General features: G+C 45.2%; 18 protein-coding genes. 13 read left to right on the forward strand and 5 right to left on the reverse strand.

Going from position 1 to position 21,573, the window contains the following annotated elements; translation table 11 throughout:
* Nucleotide 1: 1 nt before the first annotated feature.
* Nucleotides 2-211 carry a response regulator gene (locus ACZ5R2_RS19150; protein ID WP_464903016.1) on the forward strand — a complete coding sequence of 70 codons (210 nt, stop codon included), beginning with the start codon at nt 2-4 and terminating at the stop codon, nt 209-211.
* 351 nt (nt 212-562) lie between these two features.
* On the opposite strand, the gene ACZ5R2_RS19155 is transcribed toward ACZ5R2_RS19150, so the two are convergent.
* Nucleotides 563-2,002, reverse strand: a complete 1,440-nt coding sequence (locus tag ACZ5R2_RS19155; RefSeq protein WP_464903015.1) for a solute:sodium symporter family transporter — start codon at nt 2,000-2,002, stop codon at nt 563-565.
* A gap of 15 nt (nt 2,003-2,017) precedes the next feature.
* Entirely contained in the window at nt 2,018-2,950 is a 933-nt protein-coding gene (locus ACZ5R2_RS19160) for an acetylxylan esterase (RefSeq protein ID WP_464903014.1), read from the reverse strand.
* Nucleotides 2,951-3,116: 166 nt separating this feature from the next.
* Between ACZ5R2_RS19160 and ACZ5R2_RS19165 the strand changes: the two genes are divergently transcribed.
* The 7 genes from ACZ5R2_RS19165 (at nt 3,117) to nfsB (ending at nt 13,739) form a co-directional block, all read left to right on the forward strand.
* A complete protein-coding gene (locus tag ACZ5R2_RS19165; protein WP_464903013.1) occupies nt 3,117-3,953 on the forward strand; it encodes a helix-turn-helix domain-containing protein in 837 nt (278 codons plus the stop codon).
* A gap of 305 nt (nt 3,954-4,258) precedes the next feature.
* Nucleotides 4,259-6,253: a peptidase U32 family protein gene (locus ACZ5R2_RS19170; RefSeq protein WP_464903012.1), complete on the forward strand. Its 1,995-nt coding sequence runs from the start codon at nt 4,259-4,261 to the stop codon at nt 6,251-6,253.
* Nucleotides 6,254-6,515: 262 nt separating this feature from the next.
* Nucleotides 6,516-8,054 (forward strand): EAL domain-containing protein, encoded by a 1,539-nt coding sequence (locus ACZ5R2_RS19175; RefSeq protein WP_464903011.1) that lies wholly within the window; start codon nt 6,516-6,518, stop codon nt 8,052-8,054.
* A 116-nt stretch (nt 8,055-8,170) separates the two neighbouring features.
* Nucleotides 8,171-8,557, forward strand: a complete 387-nt coding sequence (locus ACZ5R2_RS19180; protein ID WP_464903010.1) for a hypothetical protein — start codon at nt 8,171-8,173, stop codon at nt 8,555-8,557.
* A gap of 182 nt (nt 8,558-8,739) precedes the next feature.
* On the forward strand, nt 8,740-9,804 hold the full coding sequence (locus ACZ5R2_RS19185) for an efflux RND transporter periplasmic adaptor subunit (protein ID WP_464903009.1): 1,065 nt from the start codon (nt 8,740-8,742) through the stop codon (nt 9,802-9,804).
* 8 nt (nt 9,805-9,812) lie between these two features.
* Nucleotides 9,813-12,905: an efflux RND transporter permease subunit gene (locus tag ACZ5R2_RS19190; protein WP_464903008.1), complete on the forward strand. Its 3,093-nt coding sequence runs from the start codon at nt 9,813-9,815 to the stop codon at nt 12,903-12,905.
* Nucleotides 12,906-13,085: 180 nt separating this feature from the next.
* On the forward strand, nt 13,086-13,739 hold the full coding sequence (gene nfsB / locus ACZ5R2_RS19195; protein ID WP_464903007.1) for an oxygen-insensitive NAD(P)H nitroreductase: 654 nt from the start codon (nt 13,086-13,088) through the stop codon (nt 13,737-13,739).
* A gap of 93 nt (nt 13,740-13,832) precedes the next feature.
* Here nfsB and ACZ5R2_RS19200 read toward each other — a convergent pair whose 3' ends face one another.
* Nucleotides 13,833-15,026, reverse strand: coding sequence for an MFS transporter (locus tag ACZ5R2_RS19200; protein WP_464903006.1), 1,194 nt, complete (start codon nt 15,024-15,026; stop codon nt 13,833-13,835).
* 115 nt (nt 15,027-15,141) lie between these two features.
* Between ACZ5R2_RS19200 and ACZ5R2_RS19205 the strand changes: the two genes are divergently transcribed.
* Complete coding sequence (locus ACZ5R2_RS19205) at nt 15,142-16,023, forward strand: LysR substrate-binding domain-containing protein (protein ID WP_464903005.1); 882 nt, start codon at nt 15,142-15,144, stop codon at nt 16,021-16,023.
* 83 nt (nt 16,024-16,106) lie between these two features.
* Nucleotides 16,107-16,715, forward strand: a complete 609-nt coding sequence (locus ACZ5R2_RS19210) for a molecular chaperone TorD family protein (protein WP_464903004.1) — start codon at nt 16,107-16,109, stop codon at nt 16,713-16,715.
* Nucleotides 16,716-16,844: 129 nt separating this feature from the next.
* On the opposite strand, the gene ACZ5R2_RS19215 is transcribed toward ACZ5R2_RS19210, so the two are convergent.
* Nucleotides 16,845-17,171 (reverse strand): Hpt domain-containing protein, encoded by a 327-nt coding sequence (locus ACZ5R2_RS19215; RefSeq protein ID WP_438460805.1) that lies wholly within the window; start codon nt 17,169-17,171, stop codon nt 16,845-16,847.
* A gap of 178 nt (nt 17,172-17,349) precedes the next feature.
* Between ACZ5R2_RS19215 and ACZ5R2_RS19220 the strand changes: the two genes are divergently transcribed.
* From ACZ5R2_RS19220 to ACZ5R2_RS19230, 3 genes are all read left to right on the forward strand, one after another.
* The gene (locus ACZ5R2_RS19220; RefSeq protein WP_464903003.1) at nt 17,350-17,706 is read left to right on the forward strand and encodes a hypothetical protein; all 357 of its coding nucleotides are present in this window, start codon (nt 17,350-17,352) and stop codon (nt 17,704-17,706) included.
* A gap of 141 nt (nt 17,707-17,847) precedes the next feature.
* Nucleotides 17,848-19,863 carry an EAL domain-containing protein gene (locus tag ACZ5R2_RS19225; RefSeq protein ID WP_464903002.1) on the forward strand — a complete coding sequence of 672 codons (2,016 nt, stop codon included), beginning with the start codon at nt 17,848-17,850 and terminating at the stop codon, nt 19,861-19,863.
* Between the two features lie 103 nt (nt 19,864-19,966).
* Nucleotides 19,967-20,584, forward strand: coding sequence for an esterase/lipase family protein (locus tag ACZ5R2_RS19230; protein WP_464903001.1), 618 nt, complete (start codon nt 19,967-19,969; stop codon nt 20,582-20,584).
* A 51-nt stretch (nt 20,585-20,635) separates the two neighbouring features.
* On the opposite strand, the gene ACZ5R2_RS19235 is transcribed toward ACZ5R2_RS19230, so the two are convergent.
* Complete coding sequence (locus ACZ5R2_RS19235; RefSeq protein WP_464903665.1) at nt 20,636-21,361, reverse strand: sulfite exporter TauE/SafE family protein; 726 nt, start codon at nt 21,359-21,361, stop codon at nt 20,636-20,638.
* Nucleotides 21,362-21,573 lie beyond the last annotated feature (212 nt).

Consider the following 21,573-nt stretch of genomic DNA (forward strand, 5'->3'; position numbering starts at 1 on the left):
CATGCGGTCGCCCTGGATATTAGGCGAGCTTAAGCTTGCGATACCGATTATTGTCTGCACGGCTGATGGGTTTGAAGAGACCAAGCAGCAGTTTATCCAGGCTGGTGTGGCCGGCTATATTCACAAACCAATAAAGAAGGAACGCTTGGCCGAAGCGATAGATGGTATTGGCGTATTTCAACAAGCCAATAATTCGTTTGTCGATAGTTGAGAACGTTCTCAAATACTTCCTAGCACATAGCGAATCAAAGTCACTTTGAGCTCATAGGGCTACTTATAGTTGATGTTTAGGTATTTTGTTTACATGGGACATAACCGCACCACTATTCGCATGGTGCGATTACTAACAATAGGTGTAGAGACTTATGTATACCCAAGTAACCCCAAGATGCAGTTTCAGCGAGATTTGCTTGGCTGGCGGCCAGCCAAGCAAATCTCGCCCGAGGGAGCCAATATACAGGCTCATCTCCGCGTCAAATGACTTTGAAAGGGGGATGCCATTTCTGCAGCCATTTTCCTTGATATGAGCCTGTATATTGGCTCTGAATCCTGCATCTTGAGGTCACTTGGGTATAGCGTCAATTGCAGGTTTGTTTGAAGATTTAGTTAAGATAAGTTCCACATTTGAGTTATAAATTACTCGGCTACAGACAATCGAAGTTAACATACAAAAGCACATTGTAATAAACATAAGATGGATATAATGAAGAGGTGACCAAACAAAAGTAAATACTGCATAAAGGAGTGTGCCTGCAATAAGGCCTATAATAACTGCTCTTGCATCAATATTACGCCAACATAAGGCCATCAAGAACGCAGAAAGGACTGGCATGCTATACAAGCCGCTCATTTGTTGCAGCATTGCGATGATAGACTCTGCACTTTGAAAGACAGGAACAAGACACAAAGCAATAAGTGCGATGATAACAGAAAAAATTGTACTGACCTTTTTGATGTTGGCCCGATGATTGATGAAAACTTCATGAATATCGCAATAGTATAAAGCGGCTGAAGAGTTTAATGTACTGTTAAAAGTACTCAAAATGGCACCAAGCATGACTGCCGCAAAAGCGCCACTAAGATAATTAGGTAAAAGATCCCCAACTAGTCTGCCATAAGATACATCCCCAATTGGTCCATAGAGCTTAAACGATATGATACCTGGCATAACCACAATAAATGGAATAAGTACTTTAAGTATTGCAGCTGCATAAATACCCTTTTGCGCCTCTTTTATACTTTTTGCACCTAAAGCTCGCTGGGTGATAACCATATTAGTACCCCAATAAAAAATTTGGATGAAAATCATTCCAGTCAGTAATGTATGCCAAGGAATGGGGGACTGATTGCTACCAATCAGTGTCATTCTATCGGCTGGTATGCCGGAAAAGTCAAAATCGATAGCATTTAAGCTTAATATAGTCACCACTAATCCCATGACAAGCAGCCCGATTCCATTAAAGGAGTCAGATACCGCTATTGCTCTTAAACCACCATAGATAGCATACAATGACCCAATAATTGAAATGACTATTGCTATCGAAATGATACTATAATCTAAATTAAACATTGACTTCAAAAATAATGAGCCCGTGTACAAGACTGTTGGAAGAAGAATAAATACATAGCCAATTAAAAAGAGCGTTGAAACCGTTGCTCTTAGTGTTTTGCTCTTAAATTTATGCTCAAGAATCTCTACTGTTGTCGTACACTTGTACTTAAAGTAGATGGGGATTATCCATCTGGCTAAAATTATTAATCCGGCTGCAGCTGCAATTTCCCACCAAGCAACTAACAGCATCTGAGCACCGTTCATACCAACAATTTGCTCAGTACTAATGTTAGTCAGCATGATCGATCCAGCAACGTAGAACCACGGCAAGCTTCCACCAGCTAGGAAATATTCCTGCTTGTCATTATCTTTTCTCGGAGCATTCCGACATTTGATATAAGTAAAAGCAGCTATGGATAGTGTAATGAATAAAAATATAATTACTTGCATACTATGTATTAACTCCTAATTCATGAAAAAACTAAAGGCTATGTCTTCAAAGCACTTTATGTCTTCGTGACTATGTTCGGGGTAAGTTAATATTTCACGTTGACAGTTAATATTATTGAAGGTGCTAAGCTGTGTTTCAGGAGGACAAATGTTATCTTTCATTGTTAAGGCTCCGAGGAAACTATTATCAAGGTATTTAGCGAAATGTTGGACATCAATGTAACTTAACTGTTCTAGGACGGCATCTCTCGAAATGAAAGAGGGATCCTTGAATTTGAAATATTTATTGATTTCAAAGTAAGGTGAATCAACTAATCCCATGCTGATGGCTAGTGGAAAATTAGATAGAAAAGGGTGTATTGCGACCGTTTTCTTGATTTTTTTAGATAAAACTGACGCTACTATTGATAAAGCTCCACCTTGAGATGCACCGTAAGTAAAAAGATTATCACTATCAACCTCTTCCATTTTGCTCACGATAGAAATAAGCTGATACACATCTTGATATACTTTTGTGAAATGAAGTTGGTCCGTATCTAAACCTATCCCTGCCATTAATTGACCATGGACATTAGTTCCCGAAATACCATTGCCGGTTAACGACCTTCCTAATTGACCTCGCACGTCCATAGCAATAACAGAATATCCAGCAGACGCCCAGCTCAAAAGCCTAAACCAAGGAGGTGAGGCTTCTCCATATCCATGGAAAACAAAGATTGTTGGGCTTGGTTTTATAGTACTTGAATGGTGCTTAAGATACTTAGCATAGATAGTCGCATCATCGATGCCTTTATAGATGAGTTCTAGGCATTGATGAGTAGGGTGCTTAAAACCTGACTCTTGAAGAGAAAAACTACCTCCCAATACGTCAACATTCTCCTTTGCTACCTGCCAAAATTGAAGAAAGTCACGGGGTTCAATTGATCTTGTATAGTCGTTATCACACATTCTGTATTCTCATTGACTTTGCTATTTGAATGATATGCCTCAAAGAGTAAGCTAATGAGAGATCAAATTATTGCTACTAACATGCTGTTAATTGACGCTAATTGACGAGCATGAGATTTTGTGAACAGACTCACACACCACGCAAGTTAGCAAAAGGGGATAGGTCATGGATGCACAAACGGAATTCTTTGATTCTGAGTACAAAACGCTCAGAGCAATATACTTCTCTGAATACCGCTTCGACAACCCGTACCATTTTCATGAGTTAATTGAAGTCATACATATAAAAGAAGGCGAGGGCTCTCTTATATCTGGCAATGAGGTTATCCCTTACAGGCCGAATGACTTAATATTCATATCATCTAACTTGCCTCATCGATTTCTCAGTAACGCCAATAGCTCTTGGTCGAGGTCAAAATTAATTCAATTTTCTCCAAAGCTGTTTAGTAACGAGATGATGAAGTTGCCTAATTTTAGCTTCCTTAACAAGTTATTAGTGACAACCTCGTGTGTCTATATAAAGAATACTGAATGCGCTGAACTAGAGTATCACCTTGATAATGCGATTTATAGCAAAGGTATCGATCTTTGGCATAGTCTTCTTTTCATCCTCAAGTATATTGCTAGTGATTTTAGTGAGCATATCATCCGGGAGAACGCTAGTTTTGACTTCAATGTCTCTAGGATTAGCCCAATATTTGAGTGGATTGGTGATAATTACCGAGAGAATGTAACAACAGTAGAGCTCGCATGCTTGGTTAATATGGACGTGTCATCGTTTTGTCGAAGGTTTAGGAAAGTAACAGGTTTGACTGTTAGGGAGTATGTGAATCAACTCAGAGTATCTGATGCTTACTCACAATTAATTACCACAAATGCTTCAATTTGCAGCATATCTATGAGTGTGGGCTACTCATCATCTTCGGTATTTTGTCGAAACTTTAAAAAAATCATGGGTATTTCAGCGTCTGAGGTACGAGAACGTTGGAAAAACCCTACATGAATGTCGTCTTTGGTATTGTTAACGAGTCATGCCTGATTTCAGAAAATAAGTGCGACATTCATAGTTCTTTGGGGTATAAAAGCCAACTTAACACTATTGCCCTCTTTTTATCCTGAAAAATATCTCTCGCCGTACTGGCTGTTACACGAACGATGAAATTCTGAGGGCGAGCGCAGCCTTTGAGGAAGTTCAAGTACAGCCCCCTGATAAAACATAATTGTTCATCGACAACTATTCCTCGATATTTGCAAGTGAGATCGCTACAATGCCGGGCTTTTGTGTTCATACAACAGTAGGCTTTGACGGTGTACAGTAAACAGCAATTTGAACTTCTGGCCCCTGGTGGCGATCTTGATTCGATTAAAGCAGCCATCGCTGCCGGCGCTGATGCAATCTATTGCGGATTAGACCGATTCAATGCACGTAATCGAGCCACGAATATTACTCTCGATGTTCTCGACAGTGTACTTGAGCTGGCCCATCGTCATGACTGCAAGATCTTTCTTACCCTCAATATTGTCGTATTAGAGAGTGAAATCCCGGCGGTTGTGCGCCTGCTGCAACAACTGGTTGAGACTAAGGTTGATGGGATAATCGTTCAAGACCTGGGGCTCGCCTATATTCTCAAGCACCATTTTCCCCAGCTGGATATGCACGCCTCGACTCAAATGAATACCCACAACGAGGGACAGATACTGTTGTTGGGAAATTTGGGGGCAAGTCGCGTCAACCTATCACGTGAGCTAAATATCGATGAAATTTCTCATTTGGCTCAGTTTGGCCATCAACACAATGTGCTGATGGAAGTTTTTGTCCATGGCTCTTATTGCATCGGTTTTTCGGGGCTTTGTTACATTAGCTCAGCACGTAATGGCGCCTCAGGCAACCGTGGTCGTTGCAGTCAGCCCTGTCGTGAACAGTATCAGCGAACTGAGAGTGGCAAGGACTTCCCCCTTAACCTCAAAGACAACTCCGCTTATTTAGACATGGCAGAGCTTGCAAAAGCAGGCGTGCACTCATTGAAAGTTGAAGGACGGATCAAGAAGCCCCATTATGTGTACACTGTCGTCGATAGTTGGCGTAAACAGATTGATAAATTTTGTCAAACGGGTGAATTGTTAACCGATATTGAGCCACTCTATACGGTATTTAATCGTGATTTCTCAGATGGTTATTTAAAGGGTGACATCAATAACGCAATGTATATTGATAACCCACGTGACCATGCACCGCTATACTTTAGTCAACGAGCAAATGCGATTGAAACGGAGGATGTCCAGCGTGTGAAGCAGGCGCTGTACGATCAAAAAACATCAATTATCCAGAACGTTGAGCGTAGAACGCGTGATATGATGGTGGCTCCCTCGAGCAAGAGAAGCCTGAAGGGTTCGATTGAACTGAAGGACTTTGCCATGCCAAAGCCTGATGCTAACTTGTCTGGTGATTGCGAGCCTCAGCTGGTGGTATCAATCTCGACCCCGGAGCAACTCACTTTAGTCGAGCAGCACAGCGATGTACTGTTTTTCTACCATTTACCAGATGCGCTCGCTGACTATTACCAACAGATTGAAGAGATCTTAGCTAAACATACCTCTATCATTCCAGTTTTTCCGGCGATTTTGATCGGTGAGCACTATCAAGCGGCTAAGCAGTTAGTTAAGAGGCTTATTGGTCGCAAGTTGGTGACAGATAACCTCGGGGTAGCGCAGGCCGCGAAAGAGTATCAAGTGGATTGGGTTGCTGGTCAGCATTTGAATATTGCTAACTCGTTTGCCCTAAGATGCATCAAACAGGAGCTTGGTGGTGGCGGTGCGGTTATCTCCTCTGAGCTTAGTTACAAGCAAATGAAAAGAGTAGTTCGCCCTGAAGGCTTTGAACTCTACTATACCCTCTATCAACCAATGATGTTGTTAACTAGCCGTCACTGCCTGTTTATGCAAAGTGTTGGGTGTAAGAAACAACGCATGAATCGGGGGTGTTTAAAGCGCTGTTCGAAGCATACATCCATCCTCAACTTGCGCGATAATCCCTATGTGATCGACAAGCAAAAAGGAAGTTTCAACAGACTGTATGCTGACAAAAACACATTACATCTCGATGCTATTGAGCAGCTTGGTGGCTTGTTCACCCATTTTGTAGTCGACCTGAGACCAATTAAGACTGAGACGCGTGTTCAGGTTGACGATGCTCAATTGATAGAAGGATTCAAAATCGCACTGAGTGGACAGCAAACTCAGCAACAGATTACTGGTATGATCGACAATACCACCAGTTTACAGTACGCCAAGGGTGTCGCTTAAAAGGTATGCCGAGTTTATGTGGCTGGCAACTTGTGTTCACTAAACTCATTGGGAGCGACCAAATCTTGACGCTCCCCTCTGACTGACAATCAAGCATATCTTGCCAACTCTGCATCTTGGGATTACTTGGGTATATACTGTTATGCTGTAACCAAGGGCCGAATCGGCTCAAGGGCGTTGATGCGGATTCAATGCGGCAGTCGTGTTGGTCGTAATGATTCAAACCGTCACTAAATGAAAACTTGTACTTCACTGAGAGACGATGAGCACTATATTCAAAATCACACCACAAGCCAAAGCCATGTTGTTGATAGTGCTATCGCCATTGGTTGTTATTCTTCCTTTTGCCACTTGGGTGGCGTTTGCCAAAGTCAATGAATCCCTGGAGCAGTTTGGTAATGGTTTTGTTGATCGCGTAGATAGTGTGATTGATGAGGTCTATTTCGAGCACAATCAGGTGATGACTCGTGATTTAGATTGCCATGACTTCAGAGATGAGTTGTTTGTTGATAGCACCTTTCGTGAGATGTTACTGGTTGAAAAAGGGGTTGTGATTTGCTCGTCAAGGCTAGGTAAAACACATGCAGACTTGACCCATCTGTTTGGAAACAAAGGTGTGAAGTCTGGTGAGTATTTGCATAACCGCGGAGCGGATCCATCACAAAGAACACTCATTATTGTTAATACCGGAGAGGACGATCCGACTAGTGGGGTATTTTCCATTATTGATAGAGACTATTTGAACCGCAATATCGGCGAGGGGATCAGTGATCGAATTCACGCACTCAAATTCCGAGTTGGCCATCAAACCTATCCAGAGTATGCCCACTTTGATTCGGAGTTAATCCACGTATTGATTGACTCATCTCAATATACTTATCAAATAATTGTCGAAGCCAAACCCGCATTTGTCCGTCATATGCTCGTGTACATTATGACTCAAGCAATATTGTTATCATTGCTGATTTCCTTTGTTTTGACCCTTTGTCGCCGGGCTTTCGAGCAACGCAACTCAGTCGTTGATGACCTAAGACGCGGTCTTGAGCGTGAAGAGCTCTATCTCGTCTATCAGCCAATCATTTCGAGCGAGCGCTGTGAAGTTGTCGGTGCTGAAGCACTAATACGTTGGGTTCATCCACATACTGGAGCGATAAGCCCAGAGATTTTTATCCCACTTGCTGAGCAATATGGGCTGGTCGCGCAATTGACCGATTTCGTTCTGGCGCGTGTTCAGCACGACTTAAGTAGGTTAACCAATCAACCTTTTGAGTATGTAGCGGTCAATATCCCCCCTAACTATCTGCATCAGCCTCGCCATTTGGGCAAGATTTTATCTGCGCATCATGCAATGACATCAACCGGCCTATCACTGTGCGTTGAAGTCACCGAAAGGCAATTTCTTGATGAAAGAGCTCGTCACTCGCTGACCAAGCTAAAAGAGGCGGGAATCAAGGTATCTCTGGATGATTTTGGTACAGGGCACACTGCACTTTCAGTTATCCAGCAAGTTCACTTTGACGTCTTAAAAGTTGATAAGTGCTTTGTTGATAGCATTGGCTTAGACGCGGTCAACAGCCCTGTACTGGAAGCGATTATCGACCTAGGTCATCGCCTTGGTGTTGAAATCGTTGCCGAGGGTGTTGAGACACAGGCCCAAGCTGAGTTTCTCCGCGCGGCAGGAGCGCACTACCAACAAGGCTACTATTTTAGTCAACCACTCAGCGTTAATGAGCTGACAGGTAAGATTGACTTATCGAGACGGCAATCAAGGGGTCGACGACCCAATGTAAGTACCGCTTAAAGAGGTGGGTGCCTTTTACTCTAAATTGTGAGTTTTAGGTAAAATCCACCTCGTTTTCAGGCTTTTTACAGCCTGTTTTGCTAGGTTACGCGCTTTGCAATTGTGAGGAAAGCAGAGTGTTTTATAAAAAGTGTATTCTAGCGTTAGTTGCTTTGACGGTTAGCTTTAGCTCAGTGGCTGCAACCGGTGTGGGTATGATGGTTGGTGATCCGTACTGGGGCGTTGAGCTAAAACACAATGACTTGAGAGTTAATGTTAGCCTAGACGATAACTTTGGTATCGGTGCTAATAAGCTCTTCGGCGTCAATAATACCCCTTTGTACTTGTTCTTGGGCGGTCATTACGTCGACCGTAACAATCGATCATTAGCGATTGCACCGGGTATTGGTGCTGAGTTGGGTGCTAGACCACTTGGTTTTTATGTAGACTTAAGCCCGAGCATCTACCTCGATGGCCTAGAAATAGAACTTGAGGCACGCGCTGGCTTTAGAGTCTACTTCTAATAGCAGCATCGAATTTGTCATAGGGTGACTATGTCACGTTATGTTTGCCAGTTGTAAAAACTGGTAACGTATTTTTTGTGATTAGACGCGGGAAAATATCAAGAATTTGAACTCAGTTTCAATTTAAGATTGCATCACTGAGTAAAATAGCAGTCCAATTCTTGAGTTTGATATCGCTAGCAATGAAAAATATCGCATTAATTACTGCCATCATAGCTCTCAGCGGCATGGTGGCATTTTCTCTGCAGCCCTCTGAGCAGAAGGTACAGAAAGAATCTCCAGTCACGAGGTTGACGGTAGATACCACCTTCGCTGAACTTAGCACGCTCACTCGAACTGTCCATATTGTTGGTAACAGCTTTGCCCATCAGTCCATTTCTATCACCCCTGAGAATCGCGGACGAATCAATGAGGTTTTAGTCGTTTCGGGTCAAAGTGTGGAGAAGGGGCAACTCCTATTTCTGCTAGATGATCGTTTCGAGCGCGCGGCGGTGACACGCGAGCAGGCGAACTTAGGAGAACTGCAGCGTCATCATGACAAACTAATTCGTCTATTACCCAATGGCGCGGTAACTCAAGCAGATGTTGATGCCGCTAATGCTCGATTAGAGATGCAACAAGCGGAGTTAGAAATTGCCCTGGCCAATCTCAAAGACCGTCGGGTTACCGCCCCGTTTGCAGGTCGGTTAGGCCTGGTTGACATCAGCGTTGGCCAAATCGTGGCATCGGATACACAGTTGACGACTTTGGATGATGCCAGTCGACTACGCTTGAACGTTGCCATTCCTGCCAGCTATCTGCCATATATCACTCCCGGCAATTCTACCACTCTCTCCCATGTTGAGAGTGCGACCCCTATTAATGCGATACTCGACAGCTTGGATGGCCGAGTGAGCAGTCAAACTCAAAATATTCAGGCACAATTTACGATTGATAACCAGTCTGTCCAACTGACCCCCGGTAGCTTAATGACTGGCGAGTTGGTACTGGAAGGTGAGGACGTTGTAACCATTCCATTGCAGTCAGTCGTTTACCGAGGGCATAACCGATATGTGTATGTGATCCAAGACGAGGTTGCTCATCAACGCGAGGTAACGCTCGGCGGGAGAACTGGTGACAGGGTTGAGGTGATTTCTGGACTCGATATGGGCGAGGAAATTGTGTATCGCGGTACCGTAAAGCTTCGTGATGGCGCAGGCGTTGAAGTTATAGAAACCGTGCGCTCAAGCACCACTGCACAGGGTTAATTACACAGATGAAACTTTCAGATTTTGCCGTCTACCGACCAACGTCGGCAGTGGTATTGAATATTCTATTCATCCTTTTTGGCCTTGTTGGGGCAAGCATGCTCGCAGTACGCGAAATGCCCGATGTCGAAAGTAGCGTGGTCTCCGTTGGTACCCCTTATCATGGCAGTGCCTCATCGATTGTAGAGAGTCAGATCACCAAGCCAATTGAAGATCAACTCAGTGGTATTGATGGCATCGATTACATCCGCTCTTCGTCGTGGGATGGTTGGTCTGGTATAAACATTACCTTTAAGCCCGGGCATGACATGCTCCAAGCGGTTAGCGACGTGCGTGATGCTGTTGGGCGTGCTCGATGGCGGCTACCTGACGATGTTAAAGAGCCGATTGTACGTAAAAACAGCAGTGAGGGTGACCCGTTCATGTGGCTCAACCTTACGAGTAGTAAACATGACCGGATCGAGTTGAGTGATTATGCGCAGAGGGTATTGATCGAGCGTCTGAGTTTGCTGCCCGGCGTGAGCACCATCAATACCTCTGGCGTGATGGAGCGCGTATTGTATGTTGAGCTTAACCCTGTCGAGCTTGCTGCACGTGAACTGACTACGACTGATGTCACAAGGGCGTTAAGAGCAGAAAACCTCCAGTTACCAGCTGGTTATGTTCGTAATGAATCAATGAATGTGGTGGTTCGTCTTGAGCGATTGTATCAACAAGTTGAGGACTTTGAGCAGTTATTGATTGTCGAGCGCGATAGTCAATCAGTACTGCTAAAGGACATTGCTAATGTCTATGTTGGCTCCAAAAAAGATACCACGACCTTTAAGGCCAACAATGTTGACAGTATGGGGCTTGGGATCGTAGCGATGTCCCAAGCCAACCCACTAACGGTATCTGAGGCTGTTCAACGTGAGCTGGAAATTTTGCAGCACTTCCTACCAGAAGGCGTGTCGCTTGAGGTGGATTATGACAGCACGGTGTTTATTCGCGAAGCGATCAAAGAGGTATATTGGACATTAGGTATCACCGCCGTTCTGGTGATATCGGTTCTATATCTCTTTCTCGGCCGCTTATCGACGACCATCGTTCCCGCGATTACGGTACCCGTGTCGCTGATTTCTGCCTTCTCAGTGGCCTATTTGTGTGGCTACTCGATAAATTTGATCACCTTAATGGCGCTGATCTTGGCGATTGGCCTGGTGGTAGATGATGCGATTGTGGTGGTTGAAAATATCGTTCGTCACCGGAGTAAAGGTGAACCAGCCATGGTCGCCGCGTATAAGGGAACCAAAGAGCTCAATTTTGCGGTGATTGCCACAACCTTAGTCTTGATCATGACCTTTCTACCCCTGATTTTCTTGGATGGTAAGTTGGGTAATATGTTTGCTGAATTTGCGGTGATCTTATCGGCGGCCGTGGCTTTCTCATCGGTGGCGGCACTGACGCTGGGTCCAGTCCTAAGTGAAAGACTATTCAGTCGTCCATTAGAAAAACCAAGTCGAATTTGTGCACGGGTTGATCAAGGGGTTCAGTTCGCGCAAGTAGTGTATCGCAGTTCACTGACTTATGTGTTGCGTTGGCGTTGGTTCTCAATAGTGGTGCTGCTGCTTTGTATGATCGGACTGTACCATGCGTATCTTGCGCAGAAGCATGAGTTTGCCCCGGTTGAGGATCGCGGAGCGGTGAACGTTTATGTCGGTGGCATCGAGGCAACCAGTTATCAACGAATGGTGCGCAGTATGGAGCAGATCAACGAGCGGCTGCTGCCATTGTCGCAAGGTGACGGTCCGATTGCGTCGCTGAATTACTCAACACCTGCATTTGGTACTTGGGCAGACCACCAAGGCTTCTTTATCATTCGTCTTAAACACTGGAGCGAACGAGACCTAAACGCAACCGAGGTTGTTAATTTAATCAAAGAGCTGACCCATGACGTGACGGATGTGAAGGTGTATCCATATCAACCAGGTTTTGGTGGTGGAATGGGTGAGCCGGTGCAGTTTGTCTTGCAAGGTGATGATCATGACGCCATCTATGAGATTGCTCAGGAGCTTGAGCTAATTGCCAAAGAGAGTGGCAAAATGGATGGCGTCAAACTCGATTATAACCCGACAACGCCAGAGATGCTTTTGACCGTTAACCGTGAAGTTGCACGTGAGCTAGGGGTCAGCGTGAGCGATATCGCATCAACACTAGAAGTCTTTCTTGGCGGTGCCACTGAAACTCGTTTTGAAGAGGGTGGAGAAGAGTACGATGTTTACCTTAAAGCCAATGAGAGCCAGTTTAATTCAGCAGCCGATCTGAGTAAGGTTTATATTCGCTCTAATGATGGTCATTTAATTTCGCTAGATACGCTCGTTGCGGTTAAAGATGTCGCCTCAGCAAGGGGTTTATTTCACTATCAACGCAAGAAGTCGATCAACCTAAAGGCTAACCTTGTTGACGGTGTTACGTTAGGAGAAGCCTTGGAGTTTCTCGAGGAGCAAGTCGCGCCATTGTTACCGCCAGGTTACAGTTATGACTATGCAGGAGAGTCAAAAGACTATTATGATAATCAGCGTGAGGTGTGGTTAATCTTTGTTTTAGCGCTTTTTGTGTCCTACTTAGTTCTGGCGGCACAATTCGAGAGTTTCACTAGCCCAACCATAGTGATGTTAACAGTACCGATAGGTTTGCTTGGTGGCTTGGTCGGAATACTCCAAGCCGATGGAAGCTTCAACCTATACTCACAACTTGGCATGCTGATGCTGATTGGCATGGCAACCAAAAACGGTATTCTGATCGTCGAATTTGCCAATCAGTTGCGTGACCAAGGTCAAGAGATAAAACAAGCGGTGCTCAACGCGGCAGAGCAGCGTCTAAGGCCGATCATTATGACTGCTTTGACGACGCTGCTCGGTTCTATTCCAATGTTGGCGGCGACAGGTGCCGGTTCAGAAACACGTTTTGCAGTCGGCATTGTGATCTTTAGTGGGATGCTATTGACGACGATAGTAACTCTGTACGTGATTCCAAGCTTGTATCTGCTTATTGGAGGAGCGAGCCACTCTCCAGAGGCGCGTGTTTCTCAGGTTGACGCCGTGTTAGCACAAGAGAATTGAGTGTAGTGAGTTGGGCATAGTAACCTAGTCATGGTGATCAAGGCATAGTGGCCTAGGCAGTTATTCTGATTCTTAGTTGGTAGCGTTTGACCAGCCAATTGTAGTCAGATCACTGCATAGCTAGAACTGAGCCTACGCTGAAACTGAACAATTAATAGAGAATGTAGTAGGAGAAGTCGTGTGGAAATCGTAAATATTGCTAAGTCCCGTTATGCAACTAAGGCCTTTGATAGTACAAAGAAGTTAACTAACGAGCAGGTGGAAGCAATAAAGGAGCTGATTCGACTCAGTGCATCAAGTGTTAACTCTCAGCCTTGGCATTTTATTTTGGCAGGAACAGAGGAAGGCAAGGCCAGAGTTGCAAAAGGAACGCAAGAGGGTTTTGCATTTAATGATGCGAAGGTCAAAGCGGCTTCGCACGTGGTGGTGTTCTGTGCTAAAACCTCTATAGATGACGATTACTTAGCTGCACTTTCTGACCTTGAGGAAGACGCAGGGCGCTATCCTAACCAAGAGGTTAAGCAAACGGTTAATGCAGGCAGACAATATTTTGTCGGCTTGCATCGTAATGAGCTCAATGATGCCGAACATTGGATGCAGAAACAGGTCTATCTGAATGTGGGTACCTTATTGTTGGGTGCCAAAACGTTGGGCTTAGATGCCGTGCCGATTGAAGGATTCGATGCAGAAAAAATCGACCAGGAGTTTGGCCTACGCGAACAAGGCTATACGTCTGTGGTTTTGGTTGCATTGGGTCATCACTCGGAGCAAGATTTTAACTCAGCCCTGCCTAAGGCCCGTTGGCCTCAAGAGCGTGTATTTACGGAATGTTAGGCAGTTAGTGTAAAAATCACTTCAGCTTGTCATTAGAAAAGGCGGGGAGTTTCCCGCCTTTGTTGTACCTAGTTGTTCACGATGTATAAGCGATTACACTGAAACGTTTGCTGCCACTTCAGTCGCCGCGGAGCGTTTGTCGAGGGCACCACTTACTCGTGTTAGTACCAGAGCCAAGACGACAATGAGAGCGCCCACCCAAGGGGTATTCATTAGCCCAGCGTCAGCAACAATGACACCACCGCCCCAGGAGCCAAGTGCGATACCGACATTAAACGCCGCGATATTCAGACCCGATGCAACATCAACGGCATTGGGTGCATATTTCTCAGCGAGCTTAACCACATAAACCTGCAATCCAGGAACATTACCAAAAGCAAATGCTCCCCAAATCAAGATGGTCGCTACTGCGGTAATTTTATTGCCAGCGGTGAAGGTAAACATCAACAAAATCGCCGCAAGCAAGGTAAAAATGATAGTTAGTGCTTTAATTGGACCCGCTTTATCAGCCAGCTTACCACCCCAGATATTACCCACGGCGACCGACACACCATAGACCAACATGATCAAGCCAATCGCAGTCGATTCAAACCCTGAAACCTGCTCAAGAATCGGAGCAAGATAGGTAAAGGCAGTAAACGTGCCTCCGTAACCTAAAGCGGTGATCAAGTAAACCAGTAGTAGTCGTGGTTGGGTTAGAACCTTCATTTGATCAACAAGCTTGGTCGCTGGCGGCTGCTTTAGGTTGCTTGGTACCAGGATAGCACTACCGACAAGCGCTATTAGACCAAGCAGAGCAACGATCAAGAAAGTAGCTTGCCAACCGAAAGACTGTCCAATGTAGGTTCCTAGAGGCACCCCGGTTACCAAGGCGACAGTCAGGCCAGTAAACATAATTGCGATTGCGCTTGCTGCTTTTTCTTTGGCAACCAAACCCGTTGCGATGGTTGAGCCTATCGAGAAGAACACACCATGTGCAAGCCCGGTTAGGATTCGCGCGACCACCAAGGTCGTATAATTAGGTGCCTGCCAAGCAAGCAGGTTACCCAGAACAAACAAGCTCATCACGGCAAGTAGGACACGCTTGCGGGGCCATCGACCAGTAAGAGCGGTCAAAACGGGTGCGCCAATGGCTACGCCAAGCGCGTAAAGGCTGACAAGTAGCCCAGCAGAGGGCAGTGAAACATTTAGATCTGATGCCATAGTAGGGATCAGACCAACAATAACGAACTCAGTGGTGCCGATGGCAAACGCGCTGAGCGTAAGAGCAAAGAGTGCTAATGGCATAATAGTATCTCGTTGTGTAAGTGAACGGGGCGCATTATGCTTGGATCCTCTTTTGTCAGAAACAGTAAAAATTACAAATGACCTTTGTTATATTTGCAATAAAAGAGGAGAGGTGATGAGAACACGTTCAGATGATTTAGAGATATTACTTACCGTCGTCGATAGCGGTGGGTTTTCTGCTGCAGCAGAGCAGATGGAGATCCAAGTTGCTAAGGTATCACGAGCGGTAAGCCGTATAGAGGCTCAATTAGGCGTCACAATATTGAACCGCACGACACGCCGAGTGAAACCGACAGAAGAAGGTCAGCAGTTTATTGAGCAAATACGTCAGGCATTGGGGCAGCTCGAAGCGGCAGAAGAGGAGGTAATGACTCGAGGCCTTACCCCAAAAGGCCGATTGAGAGTCGATGCAGCGAGTCCTTTCATTTTTCATCAACTCGTTCCTCTGATTAAGACATTCAAGACTGACTATCCAGATATCGAGCTTGAGTTGACGTCGAATGAGGGTTTCGTTGACTTACTTGAAAAGCGGACTGACATTGCGATTCGTATCGGCAAGCTCACGGACTCTACATTGCATGCAAGAGCACTGGGTAAAAGTGAGTTATTTATCGTTGCCTCTCCTGAGTATCTGGCGGCTTGGGATACACCTAATCACAGCGATCAACTGGCCGCACACCAATTGATTGGGTTTTCTGACGTAAAGATCCTCAACTATTGGCCAATCGACGGAGGAGTTATGATCACCCCTTGCTTTAGCGCCAGTAATGGAGAAACCGTGCGTCAAATGGCGTTAGATGGCAATGGTATTGCGTGTTTGTCGGGGTTTATGGTTAAGAAAGATATACAAGCCGGTAGGCTGGTTGCCTTATTCGAGCAGCAAAAGATGACCGAAACTGGCCGCGAACTTGTCAATGCGGTGTACTACAAGTCATCCAACGTTGCACGTCGAATTACTGCATTTATCGACTTTATCCAGCCACGATTGACACTATAACTGCGCGATGTTGCTCATTTGGGAATGGCGGGAAAACGGCTTTCACACTAAATTTAGTAAATCACCCGCAGACAAGAAAGATCATGCCCCAACACACAGATATCGATTTAGACAGTGTACAAACCATGGCAAAAGTACTTGGGTCGCTATTTTACTATCCACTAACGGATGCCAACAATCAGGCTCTAATTCGTGCGCTCTCGTACGCGTCTGAGCGGGGTGGAAGTGTGTTCAGTGATTGGTCTAACACCGTCAACAGAGAGTTACCTGATACTCTAGAGCAAGACTTTTTCTTGTTGTTTGAGGGTGGGGAGATCTTGGTCGCCCCGCCTTGGGGATCACTGTATCTTGAACAGAGTGAGTCTCCGATCGGGATAAGCACGCTCAAATATCGCCAGTTTCTCAGAGACTACGGAATCGAAGTCAATACCGGTGTGGATGACCCCGAAGATCAGTTCGGCTTGATGCTATTTGCCGTGAGTCAAATTCTTGAGCTGCGTTACGATGTTAAGGTGGTAAAACACTTGCTGGGCCACTTTCTACTTCCTTGGTGTTATCGCTATCTCGAATTGGTTGAGCGCCATGCATTATCCAAGAGTTACCGCGAGCTAGCGTACTTAACCAGACAATGGTGTCGTGTTGTACAGGAGGTTATGTCAATTGAAGTTAAGCCCTCGATGCTGTATCGATAAGACACATTATCAATGAGTGTACCGATGTTGGGTAAGGTGTTGCGAAGCTGCCTGGCAAAGTAGCCTGATTGTAGTTTGCTACTTTGCCGCTGGTATCATACGGGCGGTTGGTATCTTACAACTTGACTGTTAGGCGAGATACTCGTTCATCTGTTGCTCTATCTTTGGCAGTTCACTGAGTACTTTGGTTAAGTCTTCCTGACTTGAGAGATTACCATCACGAGCCGCCTCTTCAAGCTGCTTCAAATTTGCTGTGATATCTGATTCACACAGGTTATTAAGCGTGCCACAGAGTGTGTGCGACAAGAAAAACAGCTGCTCAAAGTCGCCCGTGTCGACCTTCTCTTGTACTTTTTTCTCAGCTTGTACGTGATCATCGAGATAGGCCATAAACAGTGCTTGAATAAGCTCCTTATCACCGTCGAACATTTCTTCTAACTGAGTAATATCAATCATTGCTTTGTCCCTACTTAACAGTCCTAAAAGGTAAGTTAGGATAGAAAATTGGAAATCAAAATTTTCTTGCAGGTGGCTTGCTGGTTATCAAATAACGAGTTAGTGATAGGCCTATTAATTTGATTTGCGTGAGTTAACTCCTAGATTATTTTCAAGCTACACTGGTTAGGAAATGTTCATGTATAAATATGTCGACTCGCCCACAGCAACCCACTATATAAAACCCCCTCCCAAAGGACGAGTCCTTTCTTGTAAAGATGTTCCAGAAGCGGAACTTGAAATGCGTGAAATACTGTTAGCCTGGCTGGAATTTGGATTGCAACCGATTTTAAATACCTCACCCGGGGAGTTGGGTGAGTTGGAGTCACAGCGCTTTTACGATATGAATGAAACGGTATCTACCTTATTGAAAAACAATGATTATTATTGCGCTGCTGTGAGAATCGTTGATCAGTGGCGGGATGACACAGTGGCGAAAACCTATGCAAACTATTTGCTGGTGATCAATCAGAAATGTGAAAGTCTTGAGTACTGACATGGCTTACTACGCTCATAGCCTGTAAAAACTTGGCTACAAACCTAGCAAAGCTCGCTCAAATTACATCTTTAGGACGTGATTGACTCATATTTGATATCTCTCTGAATTACATACAGTTAGGCAAGCTTAAGGTGGAGTATGAACAGCCAGATTGCTTCTTTAGTCGGTAAGAGCTTTAAGTGGGTAGTCGATCTATCCACTCGGTCGCTGTTCATTGTAAGTGGAGAGTCGCGGGTACGCGTTACGTTTCAGCTCAGTTTGAAAGATGTCTTTCGTCACATTTCCCCAACCAGCAGAAAAAGACTAAGAAGCTTCTTCCTCCATCCAAATAGCGATGGAGTCGCGAGAGCATCCTTTATCTATCAAATCGACGACGTGCGCAGTTGTATTGTCTATATCGAACACCAGGATAAACACCAAGGACAGGTGAATGGAGTGGGCAATGTGCAATCAATCATTCCCAGCCAGGTTGGCTCGGAGTGGCTGCTGCAGACCCTACTCAATGACCGGCGCAAAAGCGTTATCATTACCGATGAAAGCTTTAACATCCTGTGTGTTAACCATCGATTCCTCAATAAATTTGATGTCACAGAAGAGCAAATCTTAGGTATGCCGGTATGGACGTTGAGTCCTGAAGTCTCCTCCGCCCAGAGTATTCAATCTGTACTGCTTGATAACCGCGATAAAGAGACGTGGGGAAGTATTGCAGAATTTGCCCAATCAAATGGGGAGTCGAGTGTTCAAGAGGTTGAGGTGCGAGCGATCCGCTGGTCGGCAGATAACCACGTATACATGATTACTCTAAATGAACTCAATGGATTACAACTCAATTTAACCACCAGTGAACAGGTTAAGTGGCAACCTAGCTTTGATTTGCCCAGTAGAGAGGCAATTATCGAGAGAGTCGAGCAGGGCTGTAAAGATCAAGTGCTGCTAGTGGCCTGTATCAGGCCAGACTTCTTTAAGTCTGTCAGGGAAGAGGCGGATAGGCGCCTTTCTTTAGCGCTGAAGAAGCTCTCCATACCTTTGGTCATGGGGCGTTTGGAGAGTGGCGTGTATTGCCTCGTCACCAAGCTATGCCCAAAAAACTTTCAAGACACCCACGCGGTGACCAAGTTGCTACGCCAGCTTCGCAAAGAACTCAAAAGCAATGTTCATGATTTGATCTACCGGGATATTGTCAATGGTTACTGGGGCATTGACATCTATGGTATTGACAGTAGCTCGTTAGATAAGGTGATAGAACGGGCGCTACAAACCATGCGTGTCCACGACAGGCGCAAATCACCTTACGCCTTTTTTAATCGCCAATTGGTCGAAAAAGCGAACACCGACCAGAAATTGACCGCAGCCGTATTAGAGGCCGTGAGGCTGAGAAATATAGATGTTGCTTTTCAACCGATCGTAGATATCACAACAGGCCAAATCCATCGGTTGGAAGCCCTGTGTCGATTTAATGGTGTTGGGAAAGAGTTTTCGGTTCAGAAATTAATCGACACGGCGGAGAAAATTGGTGTCGTGCATGTGCTAGATAAAATCGTCGCTGAGCGAGCACTACAGGGCATCGAGAAAATCCGAGCTAAGTTTCCAACGGTTCATCGTTTATCTCTCAACTGCTCTCTCAAAGAGAGTGGTGAAAAGCTAAAGTGCTTCGATGAGCTGTGCACCGTGATACAAAAGCACAAGCCAGAGAATATTTCTGTGATGATAGAGATCACCGAGTCGGCATATTTCGACAATAGCTTGATGGACTCAGAGCAGGTGATGAATGCGCGCGCCAAAGGCATTGATATCGCAGTTGATGATTTCGGCTCTGGTAATTCATCATTTCAATACTTCAATGATATCAAGTTTGATTGTATCAAGATCGATCGCAGTTTTATCTCCGATATTGATAGCGTAAGGCACAAGTACTTGGCCGTAAAAATGCTTACTGAACTCGCCCACGAGTTATCGGTGGATGTCGTCGTGGAGGGCGTAGAAACGTTCGCCGAGCTAAAAACACTCACCACACTTAAGGTTAAATACGTGCAGGGCTACTATTTCAGTAGGCCGTGCAGTTTGCAGCATATCCTCGAGTGCGAAAGCATCAAGGATATGATTGACCATCTAGAGTATGCAGTTGATCTTATTGCAATTAGTGAAATTGAGTAGTGAAAATCACTTGTGATTGCTAGCAAAAATCTCGTAAGGTAATGACTACGCCCACAACGGGCTGTGACCTGCTGTGCCTTTTGCCAGAAATACGAGGTGTGGAATGAACATAGTCATACTGCATGGGCTGTACATGCATGGCGTTGTGATGCAACCATTGGCATCAAACCTAGAGAAATTGGGCTACAGTACTCGACTTATTACCTACAACAGCCTCGCCATTGAGTCCGAGCGGGTTTTTACTGATATTGATCAAGCATTAAGCCAAAAGCTGCCCAATATACTGGTGGGGCATAGTCTGGGTGGTTTGATGATCCAGCGTTACCTTGAGAGTCGCCAACCATCTGTTGAGCAGATCTCCCATGTCGTAACCCTTGGCTCTCCGTTGCAAGGGGCATCAATTGTTGCCGTGATTGAAGAGATGGGCATGGGCATGATTTTGGGAAATTCACGTGAGCATGGCCTTTCGATGAATGACAATCGCTGGCGATTACCGCAAAAGCTGGGCAGCATCGCAGGCAACTTTGACCTGGGGGCACGCCGATTGCTGCTGGGGGAGATGGAGGAGTCCGATGGCACAGTCACTGTAGCGGAAACGCGTATTGAGGGGATGACCGACCATATTGTTACAAAACAAAGTCACACCAGTCTCATTTACAGTGATTTTGCCACCCGTCAGATCGATCATTTTATTCGCTATAGCGAGTTTGCCGACAAATAGTAGAGTATCGACGGTTCCGATCTCTCCCTTTTATATCTTTCTCTGCAACAACTATAGCGCTTGAATGATAGCCGTAAGACCGCTGACTGAACAAAGGACCAGTGCACCCACTCGGATTTTCTCTTTGGGTAAAGAGTGGGTCGTTTTATAAGCAAGGTAATACCCCAGCCATGCCGCTGGTATGAGTGGGATACTGAGGTATAAGTGGTATAACGAAAAGTACCCAGTGGGGATCAGTACTAGTAGGGTCAGGGTTGAGCTAAATACAAAAAAGGCAGACATGTTACCGCGTAACTTGCCTGCGTCTTGGTGTTGCAGTAAGAGTGCCATTGGCGGCCCACCAATCGCGGAACTGGTACCGAAAAATCCCGAGAAAAACCCAGCGATTCCCATCCTAGCCGGGGTAGGTTCAATACGAAAAGGCAAGAGGCTCAGAACCACAGCAAACAACACGATAAACCCAAGCAACAAAGACAGCTGCTCGCCCGAAACCACCAGCAACAACCACCCACCGGCAAGTGTACCGGGCACTCTACCAAGAAAAGCCATTTTTAAGCCACCAATCTCAATATTTTCCCGGTACTTTAGCGCATTCATGATTGAGAGACACAAACCGACGAGGCAGATAGGTCCGGGTATATAAATGGGAGAGACCTGAAACAGCAATGGCGCAGCAACAATGGCAAGGCCAAAACCAATGGCGGTTTGAACAAAAGAGCCCAAGAAAATCAGTCCAAAAGCGAGCAAAGCCGATGTGGTAAACCACTCTTCAAACATAGTCAAAATTTCCAATTGATATACCGTTTGGTGTGTATCGAAGTAAGCAAACTGATGAAGCGGATAAGGATAGCGACAAAAAGCATATAAGCCGCTATTACACCAAAGCCCCTCGTCAAAAATAGTTAACACTATGAGAAATCAAGCAGGGCGACAAAGCCTGACCTGAAAAATACGCATTAGATAATATCTAAAATTGACCTAAATTACTG

The sequence above is a fragment of the Vibrio sabulosilitoris genome, assembly GCF_055391395.1.

Excerpts from the sequence above, each read along its gene's own strand:
- ACZ5R2_RS19150 (WP_464903016.1), top strand. The coding sequence starts at position 2 with ATGCGGTCGCCCTGGATATTAGGCGAGCTTAAGCTTGCGATACCGATT.
- ACZ5R2_RS19155 (WP_464903015.1), bottom strand. The coding sequence starts at position 2,002 with ATGCAAGTAATTATATTTTTATTCATTACACTATCCATAGCTGCTTTT.
- ACZ5R2_RS19160 (WP_464903014.1), bottom strand. The coding sequence starts at position 2,950 with ATGTGTGATAACGACTATACAAGATCAATTGAACCCCGTGACTTTCTT.
- ACZ5R2_RS19165 (WP_464903013.1), top strand. The coding sequence starts at position 3,117 with ATGGATGCACAAACGGAATTCTTTGATTCTGAGTACAAAACGCTCAGA.
- ACZ5R2_RS19175 (WP_464903011.1), top strand. The coding sequence starts at position 6,516 with ATGAGCACTATATTCAAAATCACACCACAAGCCAAAGCCATGTTGTTG.
- ACZ5R2_RS19185 (WP_464903009.1), top strand. The coding sequence starts at position 8,740 with ATGAAAAATATCGCATTAATTACTGCCATCATAGCTCTCAGCGGCATG.
- ACZ5R2_RS19190 (WP_464903008.1), top strand. The coding sequence starts at position 9,813 with ATGAAACTTTCAGATTTTGCCGTCTACCGACCAACGTCGGCAGTGGTA.
- ACZ5R2_RS19200 (WP_464903006.1), bottom strand. The coding sequence starts at position 15,026 with ATGCCATTAGCACTCTTTGCTCTTACGCTCAGCGCGTTTGCCATCGGC.
- ACZ5R2_RS19205 (WP_464903005.1), top strand. The coding sequence starts at position 15,142 with ATGAGAACACGTTCAGATGATTTAGAGATATTACTTACCGTCGTCGAT.
- ACZ5R2_RS19210 (WP_464903004.1), top strand. The coding sequence starts at position 16,107 with ATGCCCCAACACACAGATATCGATTTAGACAGTGTACAAACCATGGCA.
- ACZ5R2_RS19215 (WP_438460805.1), bottom strand. The coding sequence starts at position 17,171 with ATGATTGATATTACTCAGTTAGAAGAAATGTTCGACGGTGATAAGGAG.
- ACZ5R2_RS19220 (WP_464903003.1), top strand. The coding sequence starts at position 17,350 with ATGTATAAATATGTCGACTCGCCCACAGCAACCCACTATATAAAACCC.
- ACZ5R2_RS19225 (WP_464903002.1), top strand. The coding sequence starts at position 17,848 with ATGAACAGCCAGATTGCTTCTTTAGTCGGTAAGAGCTTTAAGTGGGTA.
- ACZ5R2_RS19230 (WP_464903001.1), top strand. The coding sequence starts at position 19,967 with ATGAACATAGTCATACTGCATGGGCTGTACATGCATGGCGTTGTGATG.
- ACZ5R2_RS19235 (WP_464903665.1), bottom strand. The coding sequence starts at position 21,361 with ATGTTTGAAGAGTGGTTTACCACATCGGCTTTGCTCGCTTTTGGACTG.